General features: G+C 46.4%; 12 protein-coding genes. 6 read left to right on the plus strand and 6 right to left on the minus strand.

Annotated elements, in window-relative coordinates; all coding sequences use genetic code 11:
- Window positions 1-274 precede the first annotated feature (274 nt).
- Both QT998_RS11595 and QT998_RS11600 read right to left on the minus strand, forming a co-directional pair.
- Complete coding sequence (locus QT998_RS11595) at window positions 275-1,114, minus strand: metal ABC transporter permease (RefSeq protein WP_333117525.1); 840 nt, start codon at window positions 1,112-1,114, stop codon at window positions 275-277.
- A gap of 134 nt (window positions 1,115-1,248) precedes the next feature.
- The gene (locus tag QT998_RS11600) at window positions 1,249-1,968 is read right to left on the minus strand and encodes a metal ABC transporter ATP-binding protein (RefSeq protein WP_333117524.1); all 720 of its coding nucleotides are present in this window, start codon (window positions 1,966-1,968) and stop codon (window positions 1,249-1,251) included.
- An 89-nt stretch (window positions 1,969-2,057) separates the two neighbouring features.
- Here QT998_RS11600 and QT998_RS11605 point away from each other — a divergent pair, with 89 nt between their 5' ends.
- The gene (locus QT998_RS11605) at window positions 2,058-3,080 is read left to right on the plus strand and encodes a metal ABC transporter solute-binding protein, Zn/Mn family (RefSeq protein ID WP_333117522.1); all 1,023 of its coding nucleotides are present in this window, start codon (window positions 2,058-2,060) and stop codon (window positions 3,078-3,080) included.
- A 326-nt stretch (window positions 3,081-3,406) separates the two neighbouring features.
- On the opposite strand, the gene QT998_RS11610 is transcribed toward QT998_RS11605, so the two are convergent.
- Entirely contained in the window at window positions 3,407-3,670 is a 264-nt protein-coding gene (locus QT998_RS11610) for a DUF7219 family protein (protein WP_333091422.1), read from the minus strand.
- 272 nt (window positions 3,671-3,942) lie between these two features.
- Entirely contained in the window at window positions 3,943-4,110 is a 168-nt protein-coding gene (locus QT998_RS11615; RefSeq protein WP_333117521.1) for a metallothionein, read from the minus strand.
- Window positions 4,111-4,257: 147 nt separating this feature from the next.
- Between QT998_RS11615 and QT998_RS11620 the strand changes: the two genes are divergently transcribed.
- Entirely contained in the window at window positions 4,258-4,668 is a 411-nt protein-coding gene (locus QT998_RS11620; protein WP_333117520.1) for an ArsR/SmtB family transcription factor, read from the plus strand.
- 204 nt (window positions 4,669-4,872) lie between these two features.
- Here QT998_RS11620 and QT998_RS11625 read toward each other — a convergent pair whose 3' ends face one another.
- Together QT998_RS11625 and QT998_RS11630 are read right to left on the minus strand one after the other, a co-directional pair.
- Window positions 4,873-5,073, minus strand: a complete 201-nt coding sequence (locus tag QT998_RS11625) for a heavy-metal-associated domain-containing protein (RefSeq protein ID WP_194011982.1) — start codon at window positions 5,071-5,073, stop codon at window positions 4,873-4,875.
- A gap of 190 nt (window positions 5,074-5,263) precedes the next feature.
- Window positions 5,264-6,028: a sulfotransferase domain-containing protein gene (locus tag QT998_RS11630; protein WP_333117518.1), complete on the minus strand. Its 765-nt coding sequence runs from the start codon at window positions 6,026-6,028 to the stop codon at window positions 5,264-5,266.
- Window positions 6,029-6,642: 614 nt separating this feature from the next.
- On the opposite strand from QT998_RS11630, the gene hpsA reads away from it, so the two are divergent.
- Genes hpsA through QT998_RS11650 form a run of 4 tightly spaced genes read left to right on the plus strand, consistent with a single transcriptional unit; the run spans window position 6,643 to window position 14,281 of the window.
- Window positions 6,643-11,796, plus strand: a complete 5,154-nt coding sequence (gene hpsA, locus QT998_RS11635; protein WP_333117514.1) for a hormogonium polysaccharide biosynthesis protein HpsA — start codon at window positions 6,643-6,645, stop codon at window positions 11,794-11,796.
- 55 nt (window positions 11,797-11,851) lie between these two features.
- Complete coding sequence (gene hpsB / locus QT998_RS11640; RefSeq protein WP_333117513.1) at window positions 11,852-12,511, plus strand: hormogonium polysaccharide secretion pseudopilin HpsB; 660 nt, start codon at window positions 11,852-11,854, stop codon at window positions 12,509-12,511.
- 60 nt (window positions 12,512-12,571) lie between these two features.
- A complete protein-coding gene (gene hpsC / locus QT998_RS11645) occupies window positions 12,572-13,606 on the plus strand; it encodes a hormogonium polysaccharide secretion pseudopilin HpsC (protein ID WP_333117511.1) in 1,035 nt (344 codons plus the stop codon).
- 3 nt (window positions 13,607-13,609) lie between these two features.
- Complete coding sequence (locus QT998_RS11650; protein WP_333117509.1) at window positions 13,610-14,281, plus strand: pilus assembly FimT family protein; 672 nt, start codon at window positions 13,610-13,612, stop codon at window positions 14,279-14,281.
- Window positions 14,282-14,296: the final 15 nt, after the last annotated feature.

The following is a 14,296-nucleotide window of genomic DNA, read 5'->3' on the forward strand; positions in this document are numbered from 1 at the left end:
AGTTTTGTGGATTCTGGTTTCTATAACTTGCATATTTAGCCTTTCATACCGTAAATCAGCAACGCCTAAATTCACTGTTGACTGTTAACATCATGTATGAGTGCAACCGGAATTGGTATTATAGCGGTTATCAAGCGTCGTGAGGTATGCCCTATGCCCTATGCCACATAGTACCTCATCTTTCTGAAAAAGGCTATACATCTACGGTTAACCTATCAATCCAAGATTTATACAAGAGTTTTAGTCATAATTAATTCTAAAATCTAAAATCGGACTATGATCCTTTCTTTCTCGTCAAAATTCCTTGACTGGGACTGAACACCAAAGCAACCAAAAATAATCCAAACACAACTAATACAATTGCCGCACCAGACGGCATATTCAAATAATAGCTAAAATACATCCCAGCCACGCTAGCTACAATTCCAATAAGCGCTCCCAATCCCATCATTAAATGTAACTCTTTTACCAACAAATACGCCGTAATTCCCGGCCCGATTAATAGCGAAATTACTAACAGCGCCCCCACAGTTTGCAAACTCGCGACAATTGTCAGGGTAATCGCCGAAATCATCCCCAGGTAAATCCAGTTTACGGGCAAACCTGACGCTTGCGCTCCCAAAGGGTCAAAGGTATAGAATAGAAGTTCTTTGTAAAAGATTTTAACCGCCGCCAAAATTATCATAGTTATGATAAAAGTCTGCTGCACGTCAGCGGGTGCAACTGATAAGATATTCCCGAACAAAAATCCGTCTAAGTCTAGTTTTGTTGTTCGTAGTATGCTAATTAAGGTGACGCTAATTGCTAGAAATGTAGACAAAATTAATGCCATGATAGCATCAATTTTTATGCGCGATTGCGATTGAATCCACGCCATGATTACGGCGCTGATAATTCCCGATATAAAAGCGCCGATGGAAATATTGAATCCTAAAGAAAAAGCAACGGGCAATCCTGCTAATACTGAATGGGCGATCATGTCTACCATCATTCCCATTTGTTGTACAATTAAGTAGGAGCCGACTACGGCGCAGAGTATTCCTAGCAAAATGCCGACGGCGATCGCGTTTCGCATGAACTCGAATTTTAATGGCTCAATCAGCAAATTTAACATTTATAGAAGAAGGAAGTTCGGCAACGGATTTAACGGATGATGGAAGATGATTGAACCGCGAAGACGCTTTAGGCGAAGCCGCGCGTCAGCGCTAGGACACCAAGGAAGAAGGAAGAAGGGACTTCCCCTTTGTCTCACGCTGCAACTAAGCTGAAATCGTATCCATAGGCTTTTTGAATATTGGTTGCGGTGAGGACTTCCCGGCTGGAACCAGCGGCAATTAATCGTTTGTTGAGTAACAATAAATTATCGTATTGTTTTAAGGTTTCGCCTAAATCGTGACTGATTACTAGCAATGTTTTATTTTCGGCTTTGAGTTCGGCAAAAATATCGAAAATAATTTCTTCTGTTGCTTTGTCGATCGCATTAAATGGTTCGTCGAAGAAGAATAAATCGGCTTGTTGGGCGATCGCCCTTGCTAAGAAAATCCGCTGCTGCTGTCCCCCGGAGAGTTCGCCAATTTGCCGATCGCGCAAATCCCACATTCCCACTCGCAGCAAAGCAGTTTTCACCAATTCCTGCGACTGCTTCGAGAAACTGCGAAACCAACCAGTCTGGACAGTCCGCGCCATCATCACCGCATTTTGCACAGTAATCGGATAATCCCAGTCAATTTGCGATCGCTGCGGCACATAAGCCACCCGCGACAACTGTTCCTTCAACAACCGCCCCTGATATTTTACCAAACCCCGACAGGTCGGGATCAATCCCAGCATCGCTTTCACCATCGTGCTTTTCCCCGCGCCGTTGGGGCCGAACACCCCCGTTAACTGTCCGGGTTCTAACTCGAAATTCACGCTGTTGAGGGCCGAAATTCCTCGATAATTCACAGCCAAATCTTGCACTTCTAACATAATTCCAGATTTTGAGAACGATTCTTGTTCGTAGCTACTAGAATAGGATAACTCTAAAAGTAATAACGATTATCATTCCAGAGCTAAAAATGTTACAAAAATTGACCGGAAAAACCCGCAGATTGTGCAGTGTGGCGGTTTTGGCAATGGGTTTCGGGCTGGTTGGGTGCAGTTTGGGCCCCCAAGCCAGCAATTCCACCCCCCAAAGTAAAGACGTCAACTTGCCGAAAGTCGTCGCCACCACTGGCGTTATCTGCGATATAACCAAGGAAATAGCCCAAAGTTCGATCGACACCACCTGTCTCATCAAGCCCGGAGAAGACCCCCACGCCTACCAAACCAAGCCAGAAGACCGCAAAGCCATTGAAACGGGCAATTTGATTTTATACGGCGGCTACAACCACGAACCAAGCATCATTAAATTAATTAAATCTAGCAGCAATCTCGCACCCCAAATCGCCGTACACGAGCTCGCCGTTCCCAAACCGCTAATGGGCGAACACGAACACGAACCGGGGGAAGAAAAAGCAGAACAAAAATCCCCAGCCACCGACGAAAAAGTCCCCGACCCTCACGTTTGGCACAATCCTCAAAATGGCATCCGCATGGTAGAAATAATTCGCGACCAATTGAGCAAAGTTTCTCCAAAAAATGCTCAACTTTACACCACAAATGCCGCCAAACTAACAAATGATTTAATAAAAATAGATACTTGGATTAAAGCACAAATTGCGACAATTCCCGTCAACCAACGCAAATTAGTCACAACTCACGATGCACTGAGTTACTATGCCAATGCTTACGGCTTAGAAATTGCTGGAGCTTTGCAAGGAGTGACCACAGAAGAACAGCCCGCTGCAGCAAGAATCGCGGAATTATCATCAGAAATTAAGACCGCAGGAGTGCCAACAATTTTTGTAGAAACCACAACTAATCCCAAGTTAATGGAGACTGTAGCGAGGGAAGCAAATGTCAAAATTTCTGACAAAGAACTTTATAGCGACGAGTTAGGAGGCCCCGGCACCGGTGCTGATACCTATGAAGGAATGCTGAAAACTAATACTTGTGCAATTACTTCTGGACTCGGCGGCAATTGTACTTTGCTCCCCTAGGGCGTGCATCGCGCACGACAAACTTGTTGAGCAAGCAATTATATTTACTGTCATTGCGAGGTGGGTGAAACACAGGGAAGCAATCGCAGAATTTATCGAGATATAGCCTTTCAAGCTTTGATATGAGGTACTATGCGGCATAGGGAATAGGGCATACCTCACAATGCTTGATAACCGCTATAGCTTAAAATTGTTGGTGTGCAGTGCAAGCCCTACGGTTAAGCTACGTGCGCCCGAAAGCTCCCTACATTTGCTGAGTGCACAGCAAAACGCAGCTATCGCAATCGCAGGGGTTTTCGATTGCAGTTGCTGCATCTGCGATGAATTTAAGGCAAATTTTCCTCATCATCGCTAGTGGGGGGTTTTTGGCCAATTCCCAATTGCTTCTTAGAGGATTTTAAGTTTTTCCAAAGAGCCTTAATATCTTTATAGGCTTTTTCCGCGCTAATCTTCCCTCCTGTTTCCAGCGAGCAAATATAAGTTATTTTCTGAGCAAATTCCTGCAAGTTGGCATTAAACGCCAAGTTTTCTGGCGTAAAATCACCGTAGTAGCGATTGCGAGGATGTAAAAAATCTTCCCGCTCTTTCATAGGCCCCTCCTAATTCAAATTTTGGTTCTCTCTCTGCTATTAATAGCAGTCTTTGCACTTAGTATCGCGATGCTAACTTACTCTTATTGTATTCCGCTGGCAACAATTTTGCTTTTTCGCTTTGTACTTAGCCTGTTAAGGGAATTTTAACCTTTAATTACCCGTATTTTAACCTTAAGTTAACCTAAAAGCACAAAAATTGGGAAATGCGCTGTTCGCATCTCCCTTGAGATATATTTTACGGTTAGTGAACCTATTCTGAACCGAAATATTTATTTGTGGCACTCGCAGCCGGCGTGGCCGCAGCCTTTGCCGTTGGGATGTCCGTCGGCGCAAGCTGTGGAACAGTATGTTTTGCCGTCTTTTTCAATGGCATCGCTGGGGGTGACAGCGCACACGCACGAAGGACAAGCACATTTTGTTTGGGTGGCTGTAGTCATTTGAGATTCTCCTGGTGGATTTGTTTCGCTCTACTAATATGTGAACATATATTCAGATTAATGTCAAGGAGAGGTCAAAGTTTTGTAACAAAAGGTAAGCGAATAGCACTAAAATGAAAATGAGAATTAAAACAAGCCGGGATCGAGATGCCACCGAAGTCTGCTGTTAACGGAGCGATTGCTCAGCCCGATCAAAAAAATGATACACCAATGTGCGATCGCCCGCATATAGTTGACAACGTGCGGGCTGGGGAAATGCAAACACAGGTGCTCAACACGGCAAAAGCTCAGCGCATGGCAGAGTTTTTCAGTCTTTTGGGAGATGCGAACCGGCTGCGGCTGGTGTCGGTGTTGGCAAATCAAGAATTGTGCGTGTGCGACTTGGCGGCGGCTTTGAGTATGAGCGAATCGGCGGTATCGCACCAGTTGCGGGCGTTGCGGGCGTTGCGGTTGGTAAGTTATCGCAAAGTTGGCAGACAAGTTTTTTATAGTTTACTCGATCGCCACGTTTTAGAACTGTACCGAGCAGTCGCCGAACATTTGGACGAACAATCTTAAATTAGTTAGTAGTTAGTAGTTAGTAGTCATTAGTCAGTAGTCATTAGTCAGTAGTCATTGGGAATTCTTGTCGGGTCGGATTTTTTAGGGACGAGTTCACAGATAATCTTTGATACACATCGAAAATATTTATAAACTCGCCCTCTCCAACCAAAGATTTATCTTTAAAACTGCCCCGACTAGAAACCAAGGCTGAGCCTGATATTATGCTTCGACAACAGTGTGACCGCAAGCAACTACAGCTTGTTTAATAGACTCTTCCGAGGCTTTGGCATCCACGGTGACAGTCTTGGCTGCTATATCTACATCGACTTTAGCATCGGATTCAACTGTTTTGATGGCTTCGGTAATAGTGGTTCCGCAGCCGGCACAGACGATCGAGGGAACATGAAGTTTGAGTGGCATAATTAAACCAGATATTGTAGATTGCAGGATTTATTCTGCTTTTATTTTAACCTGATTTCGGTTGGCTTTCATAATATTTGTTGAAAGTTTAGCTGCGGGTAGAGAGTCAGGCATGGCTTTTTGCCGTCTCAGCAGTGGGCTTTCGGTGCAATTCCGGCAGGGGTTTTTAACCCCGGTCAGATTGATGATTTTAGTCCCAGCCGAAGTCTCGATCGCACAATTGAGCTAATCTCTGATTGTGCGATCGATAATACGCTTTCAATTGCTCGTATACTTTCTCGTCCACAGGCGAATATTGGGTAGCGTTGTGTTTTTGGTATGCTTTGAGTTGGTGCGGCGGCAAGCCTAGAAATTCTAACACGCTGTTGTAGGTGACTGCCGGATTGGTATATAAATCTTCGCTTTTGAGGATTAAAAGTTGTTCTTTACGAAATAGTTTCATCCAAGCTGGGAGTTGGTCGGCGTAGATGCCGCGGCTTAAATAAGAGTGGTGTTGGTGTTCGTAACTAAAGTAAGTTGGGTCGGCTAGGAGTTTTTCTAGTTCGCCTTTTAGTCTTTCGGGTTCTAGGGCGATCGCCTCTTCAAAAGATAATGATTCGTATTTAATCTTAATATAGTAATAGTAGTGGGAAATCGCGCGGTCTACAGGGTTTCTCAGCAAAACTATTAATTTGACTTCTGGACACAAATCGTAAATTCGCTGCGGAACTTGGGGGTGAAAAATGTAATAGGGGCTGGCTTCTCCGGTAATTTTGTGTCCGCGTTCTGCTGCTGTGGGAAATTGGGAGTAATACCATTCTGGGCCTTTGTCGAATTGGAGGTCAAAATAATGTATTTCTTTGACAGCGGCGGGGGCGATTTGGGGATGTTGGGTGAGACCGGTGTAGAGGGATGTTGTGCCGCCTTTTTGAGCGCCAATGATGATGAAATGTGGGGAATTTGGGGTTGGTTTCACAGTTGTTGAATTTTTGTAGCTCTTAATAATCGATCGCCATTTTAATACCCAGCGTGAAAAATTGTTGCTGCCCTATGGTCGATCGACCTCCTAGGGATTGGCCGCCGCGCCCGAATCCTGTCAATTTAACCCGAAAATTCACCCGAAAAACCGCCCTTTACTCATTACCCTGTTCTGGTAACGCAGATTCAGAGGCTAGGGCTCGCGCTTAAAAATCGAGCCCTAGCCTCGTTGATAGGGGTTTATAGGCAGAGCATAGGAACCCGTTATTTTATCAAATGCGCCCCGGCGATGAATTGGAAACGATCGCGATCGCACTTCAATAGCGATCGAAATCACTTTAGGGCTGAACGCTGACAATAGGATAGAACTAGACTAGAGTGGAGTTACCCAGCCCAAATCCTTGCGGAGCAAATCTTTGGGAAAAAAATATATTGCCTGCGAGTTCGATCGCCCGTTTGTCGGTTTTATTTTTTCGCTAAAGTGCACATTTTGTAAATTTCTGCAAGGGTTGATATGGATGTTGTGGAAATTGGGAACAATAAAGGTGGGATCGTACTGTTGAGCAGTATCTACCTGCAATACCATCTCTGAAATTATTCAGGAAGGCGTCAATGTTTAAAAGCAAATTATCCAAAGTTATCGTAGTGCTGTTGCGGCGGATTGCGGGCGTGACCAGATCTGGGGCGAAACGGCTGATGAGAGCAATGCTGCAAGCCCTCATGGCTATGAGCCGCCGGGCACAACTGCCAGTGGCGGGCTTTGTGCTGCCGACGGTGACGATGGTGTTGCTGGTAGTAATCTTGTTGACGGTGGCGATTACTCTGCGATCGTTCGATCGGGCAAATACGGCCCGTAACGTGCGCGTGAACCAGCAGGTGCTGGCGGCCGCGACTCCCGCGCTCGATCGGGCGAAAGCAAAAATTCAGTATGCCTTATCCCCTCAAGGAAGCGGAACACTTGATACACCATCAGACTTGAGCGTTTACCAAGCGCTGGATTCAGATCGTTTTAAATTTGGAGATGAGGAGGTTCTACAGATTAAGCTTGGAAATGACGACAGTATAAATACCGCTTGGAGGTTCCCTGTTGATACTGACAACAATGGTGTAAATGACACCTATACTTTATACGGGATATATTTTCGCAGCCCTCCTCGCGATCAGGAGACAGGAGACTTTAATAGATCTAGAAATAGTTTAGAAGCCAGAACCCCTCCGATGTCGCTATCCCAAGGTAGCGATATCTGCAAAGCAGCAGCAGGTACTAGCGCTAGTTTGGTAGGCAGTACGGACTGGTACAAAGGTGAGGGCGTACTCAAAAAAAGCTTCTTTGTATACACAGCAAACGTGCCGATCGAAGGTAAATTCAAAGGAACTCCAAGTTTCTCAGCTTTGGAGTATCAACAAGACCAAAAACGCATTCCACTACAAAATAATGCGGTGGTTTATGAAGATGATTTAGAAGTATCTCCAGGCCCGCCGCTGCGTCTGAATGGACGGATATTTACTAACAGTAATTTTATGGTCACTACCACGGACAAGGGCCCGGTAGCGTTCTATCTCGTTAGCAGCAAAGAATCGTGTTTCTACAACCTAGAAAATAGTAAAATAGTCGTTAGTGGTAATGTGGTTAACGGCTGGTCGGGAAATGATGGCGCAACTGGCCAAGAAATAGCCGTTCATCTATTTGGGAAAGAGGCTACCGATCCAGTCACCACAAAAGCAATCAAAGGCCCAAGCGACCAATCTGTAGCCTACAAAGAGGGTGCTTTGGGGGTCATGTATAATAACAAGGCTTATTCCGATCGCATCGGTCTATTAGTTTCCGAACAGGAAAAAAATGCTGCGACTTCCGATCCCCAGGAAGTTAAAAATGCCATTGCTAAACAAGTGGAAGAAGAAACTGACCCCACTGCTCCCAGCGCCGATCGTCAAAAGGAGATTCGCGGAGAAAAACTGGAATCTTACTTTAGATTGCGGACGCGCAAGGTGCCGTTTGCAGAAGTGTCGGCCACTGAAGACGCATTGGCTGGCTATGTTGACCCTGCAACAAAAATCGTAACTACATCTCCCTTCGGCGGTACTGGTGAGGCTCTGCGACCGGTGGATGCTTGGGTTATACCTTCGGATGCGAACACAAAACTCGATACTGCAAGTGTCAGGCTACCAGCCAACAGCCCGGAAAAGGTACAGGAAGATAATAAAGAATCCGAGTTAGGCGATCGCATAACCGTAGGAAACAACCTGCCAGCACTGCGATGGGATCTAACACTGGGAAAATTTGTGGGTGAAGGTGAAGAAGGAAGAGACCTATTGGGAGTTAATTGGAAGGATGGGGGCGAGCGCTACCGGGAGCCCCAAGTGAAGCAATTCGCTGATGTAGGGGGAGCAGACCGTGACGGCTTCTGGGAAAAAAGTGCGGCCCAAGCACCTAAAACAGCAGTTGATGGCATCGGTGGACTGCGGGTAATCACCGGGGCTGGCGTTTACGAGCGCACCAACTCTTTCCTGCCACCTCCTAAAGTATTCAACCCTGCTGCTGTTCTTCCAACCGATCAAGTATCAGAGTTCTACGACGATCCGACAACTACTGCTGTAGAAAAATTTCCCGTTGTTTGGCCGGACTCCATGCCGATGTCACCGGGCCCAAATTCTAAAGTCTATAACAATCAGGCTGCCGTTGGTAATGACCCCTGGGAGCTTTTGCCAGAGACGACTTGGGAAGATTTGCCCAAAACTCTGACGGCAGACTTAACGGGAACCATTGACCCCAAGACTCCCAAGTATGCTAAGGGCGACTTGCGGATGCGCGCCACTGCGATCTATCACTACGCAAACAACCCAAGCGATCAAGGTGCTAAATTAGCTGATACCCCGCTGGCTTGTGTTAGCAGCTATTACGATCCGAGCTACCGATACAGCAAAGGTACAACTCTATTTGATTCCAGTCTCAACCGTCCAGGTTTGCCAGAGGGACAAAACGCAAATGGTAAATCCAACAACGGCATCGTCTACGGCCCTCCAACAGGGAGATCGGCGATAGGTGCAATTTTGACGACGGCTCTCCAGACAGACGCATTGAGTCTGGTGCCGCTGGCTGCTGGAACAAGAGATCAACGCTTGAACTATCAAGCCAGTCTCGTCTTCCCAGACGGTCGGTTTGTCAACGAGAACTTAAGGAAGGCTTTGGAGAAGGTTGACACGGAACGTACCTTGTCGGAAAAAGCTGCGATCGACTCTACTCTTTGCTCTTTAGGAATTTTAGATGGCAGCCTTAGCCCCGACAAGACCTATCTGGATCACGGGACAATTCGAGAAGTTGCTTTTCTCAATCCTAGGGAAGTTAAGGCGATCGACAAGGATGATACAACTACTGCGGTGGACGAGACTTATAGCCTCAGCAGTCCTTTAAGTTCATCCGCTGGTAGCGGCTTGATGGCTCGCACTCAGAGCGCTAAACTAACAGGAAATTACGACCTGGCTCTAGCAGAACGAGAACCCCTAGAAATCCGGGTTACGCAATTAGATATCCAGAAGCTCAAGAACAAAACGATCCCCTACAATCGATTGCCAGTCATCAACACCCTTAGCCCAGAGTATATGCTGCCTTACAGTGGCCTAATTTACGCCAGCCGCGACGACGCAGCACCCGATCGCAGCGATCGCACTCCCAATAGTCTTGGTGCCGCCATTGATGAAACCCGCAGCAAACTAAGCAGTTCAACGGATTCTCGGCTAGACCCCAGCCGCCGCCCCCACGGAATTATGCTGATTAACGGATCTAGCTTGGGTCGCCCGACAACTGTAAAGACGGTGACAGACGTACTCAAAGAGAAGGGTCTGCTGTTAATTTCTAACCTGCCGGTGTACATCCAAGGCGAATTCAACAAACACACCCAGAGAGAATTTGGTACAGGTGTTGCAACTGCTTTTGATTGGACTCCTAGCACTTTCTACGGTCGCCTGGGTGCCAATCTTAATCCCGATTTTGCTTGTCGCTCCGGCGATCCCCGATACTCAGCAAAATGCACTGGCAGCGATAATTGGCGAGCCGCAACAGTGCTCTCGGATGCGATCACCCTGCTCTCTGAGCCACCAGTGTCAGGTAATTTACAGGACGGCTTCCGGTACGGTTCCCGCAATCACGGAGATTTTGACCTGAGAAATAATGCAGGTACCGCGATCGTCGGCTATGACTTAAATGGCGATGGTGACACCAGTGATGTCGGTTTTAATGAAGCTGACTTCGGGTTTGACCTCAATGGAAATGGGACTACGAACGATACGGGCGTTACCGTTAAAGAGACCGATGTAACGGCTAAAGCCGCTCGCAGGATTAACGGTTTTGGTGCTAACAACTACGTCACTAACGGTTTGAGTAGCGGTGCTCCAGTAAAGCCACATTTTGACATAATCAACCAAGAAAAGTTCGGGCAAAGCGCGGGGACTACCAAATCACCAACAGACGCAAACTACAGCAGTAACACAGGTGATGCTCCCAATAGCTCATACTTCAACAATTTCGTTACGCCAGTTCAGCGACGGGCTAATTTTCCAGAATATGTAATGGAAATATGCCGGAAGTTGCCTGTTTCAGCTTGCGGGCCTGATGACTGGGTAGTTGGCATTGATGCTGGTACTGCTGATAATTTCGATCCTCCTACACCAAATCCAACACGACAAGAAATAGAAAAAGCAAGCCTTGTCCCAGCAGCTACACCTCTTGCTCAACTTCTATCAGGTACAACAGCTAGACCAGCGATCGATCCAGCCGATAGACGATATCCCCGTCGCCTAGCTTTTGTGCGACACATCTCAGGTGGTAAGGCAAACAAGCTGGTTTTGAATGGCAGTATCCCTGTGGCACTGGGAATTAATGGTACTGCAGTAGCTTTCTATGGTGGTGCGCCATCAGCTCCTGTCCCTGTGGACGGCGGAACTTCTTCCATAACTACAGCCTCTGCTACTACGCCTACAGTGGCACCAAATGCTCTGTGGTATGCGACAACAACTGCCGCGGGAGGAAGGAACTATGCCAGCGCTCAACCTCTGTTTTACGCCAAATTACCAACAAATACTGGCGGAGTTCCTAATACAGTTGAGCAGCCACAGCTAAGACCTACTTTACAGATTCAGGCAACAAATTCTCAACCTGCGGCTGTTGATCCCCCTGCACTAGGCAACAACGCCAACGAGATGCGATGGATACAAAAAGCAAAAACTACCGAGTTTAACCTCATAGTCGCCTCAAATGACGTTCCTTCACGTCGGCTCTCTGCCACCCTTGGCGACAACAATGGTGGTATGCAAAACTTACCGCGCTTTATGGAAAATTGGAAAGGTCAAAAAAACTTGATAGCAGGTTCCTTTATCCAATTCAAGCGCAGTGCTTACGCAACTGCTCCGTACCAATCAGTGCTTGCTACTACCGGTTCGGCTTTTACTGCCAAGCTATTTGAAACTCCATCCGATAGCGCCAGCCCGTACAAAATCGAAACCGTAGGAGGAAAGGTCGGCTATTTCGTTCCACCTGATCGGGAATGGGGATTTGATGTCGGTTTGCTTTCCCAGCCCCCTGACTTGTTCGCCCAAAAATTCACTCTCCCTGCTTCTCAGAAAACACCTGACGAATACTTCAGAGAAATCAGCCGTGACGATCAATGGGTGAAGTCTTTACTCTGCGCTAAAAAATTGATTGATCGTACTGCCGACCCATCTGAGTATGCTATGAATGACAGCGCTACAAAACCAGCAGGCTGTCCTTAACTTCCCTTCCCTTGAAACACTCAAATTCCTGAGTTCCAAATGCGGAGTGCTTACCATGACCAAACGCCAACAACCACAAAGTTTACATAAGTCCCAAGAAGGCGGCTACACGATTATCGAGTCATTGGTAGCGATGATTGTAGTTTCGGTGCTGATGATTGCGATCGCCCCTGTGATGGCTTTCTCAGTAGCAACTCGCGTCCAAGCCAAGCGCATAGAAATGGCAACTCAAGCAGCCAAAACCTATATAGAAGTGCTCAGATCGGGGTCGCTCAAACAAGGAGGCCCTATTCCGGGGTTTCCGGCTCCGTCCACAACCAACAATAATTTAGAGAAAACCCTCGCCCCAACCGACATCAACGCTCTTTACTGCATAGACAAAGATTCGGATCAAAAATGTACCGCAGACAGCAATCAAGACCTTGTAGTTCAGGGCTACTACTACAACTCATCAGCTACAGATCCGGTAAAAACAGGCTACAACTTAATTGTTCGCGTTTACAGGGCTAATTCTTTTGCTAGTGGCGTCGGAGCACTAAAAACTCAGAATGATTTACAAGCACAGCAAGGAACTACTACCGCAGGGCTGGGAAATCTCAACGCGCCTTTAGTAGAAATGAGAACAGAAATAGGCGCTAGCGATCGACAAGGTGCTTACAACAATTTTTGCGATCGTCTCGTCGGCCTCGACAATAAGAATGGCTGTAAAGAATAACCAAAGTCCCCGTGATTAAATTTAAAATTGCTCCCCCATTTGACAAAGGAAACAGTCAAAATGAAAACTTTACTCAGGTTGCTTCTCAAAAGTCAGCACCAACAAAACCGCTCTCGCCCAACTAAAACAGAAAAGGGCATGACTCTAGTCGAGCTATTAGTCGGAGCGATTATGGCATTTTTAATCATCACGCCGATGCTCGCCTTTGTAGTCGATATGCTGAATACCGACAGGAGGGAACAAGTTAAAGCAAACACCGATCAAGATATTCAGGCGGCGGTTGATTTCATCGCCCAAGATTTGAGTCAAGCCATTTATATTTACGATCAGGCAGGAATCACTGCTATTAATCCCGAAACTAAACTTCCTCCGGCTCCTGCAAATACCAAAGGTACTCCAATTCTAGTCTTCTGGAAGCGACAGCAGATTAAAAATGCTGTTCCTATTAACAATTCAATAAAACCAAACCAATGTGCAATTACAGCTAATGCAGATAAATGTAACGACACCTATGTACTTTCATTAGTGGCATACTACCAGATTATAGATACTACTCCTAACCCTATTTGGTGTCAGCCTTCAGGAGGGACTTGTCCTACCCGTATTGCTCGCTATGAAATTAGGGAGCCAGTTAGAAATCCCTACACAGTAGATGCCACAAAACCTTATTACGATGCGGCAGATGTAAGTGATGCTCAAAAAGGGAGTGCTGCCTTTAATCAAGGCTTTAACTTTAATAAGCCCACAGTAGATGTGACGACGGGAGCCAATTTTCCACCTCCTGAAGTATTGGTTAATTATATCGACCACAGTATCACTAATGTTCCAATACCTACCGGAGCTCAGTGTCAAACTCTTCTTTCCGTAACACCTCCAGCACCAGCAACATTCGATGCAAACGATTTACTAATAAAAAACGACCCAACCTACAGCTTTTACGCTTGTGTTGACACATCTAAAAACATAGCAAGAGTTACTATCAGAGGAAACAGCCTCCGTCGCCTTCAAGCGGATGCTCCTTACAACCCTAAAAGTCCGGCATTTTTCCCAACAGCAACCGTGCAAGTACAAGGTCTAGGTGGGCTAGGAAAGTAACTGATGGCTGAAACACATTTCCGAATCGCCCTCAGCCGATCGCCCAAACAGGAGAAAACTATGAAAACCCCACCAATATTATTAAAACTTTTGCATAACTCTACCGCCAAATCCCGCCCAAATTTCCCCAAAACTGCATCCAAAAAGAACGATGCAGGATTCACCCTTATAGAAGTGCTGATCATAGTCCTGATTTTAGGTATATTTGCTTCGATCGCCGCCCCAAGCTGGCTGGGATTCATCAACAGACAAAGAGTCCGCACAGTCAACGATCGAGTCTTCCAAACCCTGCGAAGCGCACAAAGCGATGCTAAGCGAACTAAGAGTGATCGAGTAATTACATTCCTTCCTACTGACCCGCCAACAGCGACAATTAACACAGTTCCAGCCCCAACCACTCCTCTACAAACAGTGACTTTCGACGCTGGAGGCGAAATTAAAGCCGGACAAGTTAAACTCACGCACAATGCAGTTAGCCTAACCCCTGCCAACTCGATTGTTTTTAACTACCAGGGAAATGTGAATGAACTTCCCCCTGATCCAGTAGATACAACTAAGAAACGATTAGTAGTGACAGTTTCTGCTGTTAACGGCGGTGGTAAGCAATGTGCAATAGTCGAAACTCTCATAGGAGGGATGAGAACTGCTGAAGGGGCTGAGTGCACGACGCCCTAGTTTTTAATAAATTTC

Origin of the sequence: Microcoleus sp. S1D4 (assembly GCF_036700765.1) — a bacterium.
In the GTDB taxonomy this organism is placed as follows: Bacteria; Cyanobacteriota; Cyanobacteriia; order Cyanobacteriales; family Microcoleaceae; genus Microcoleus.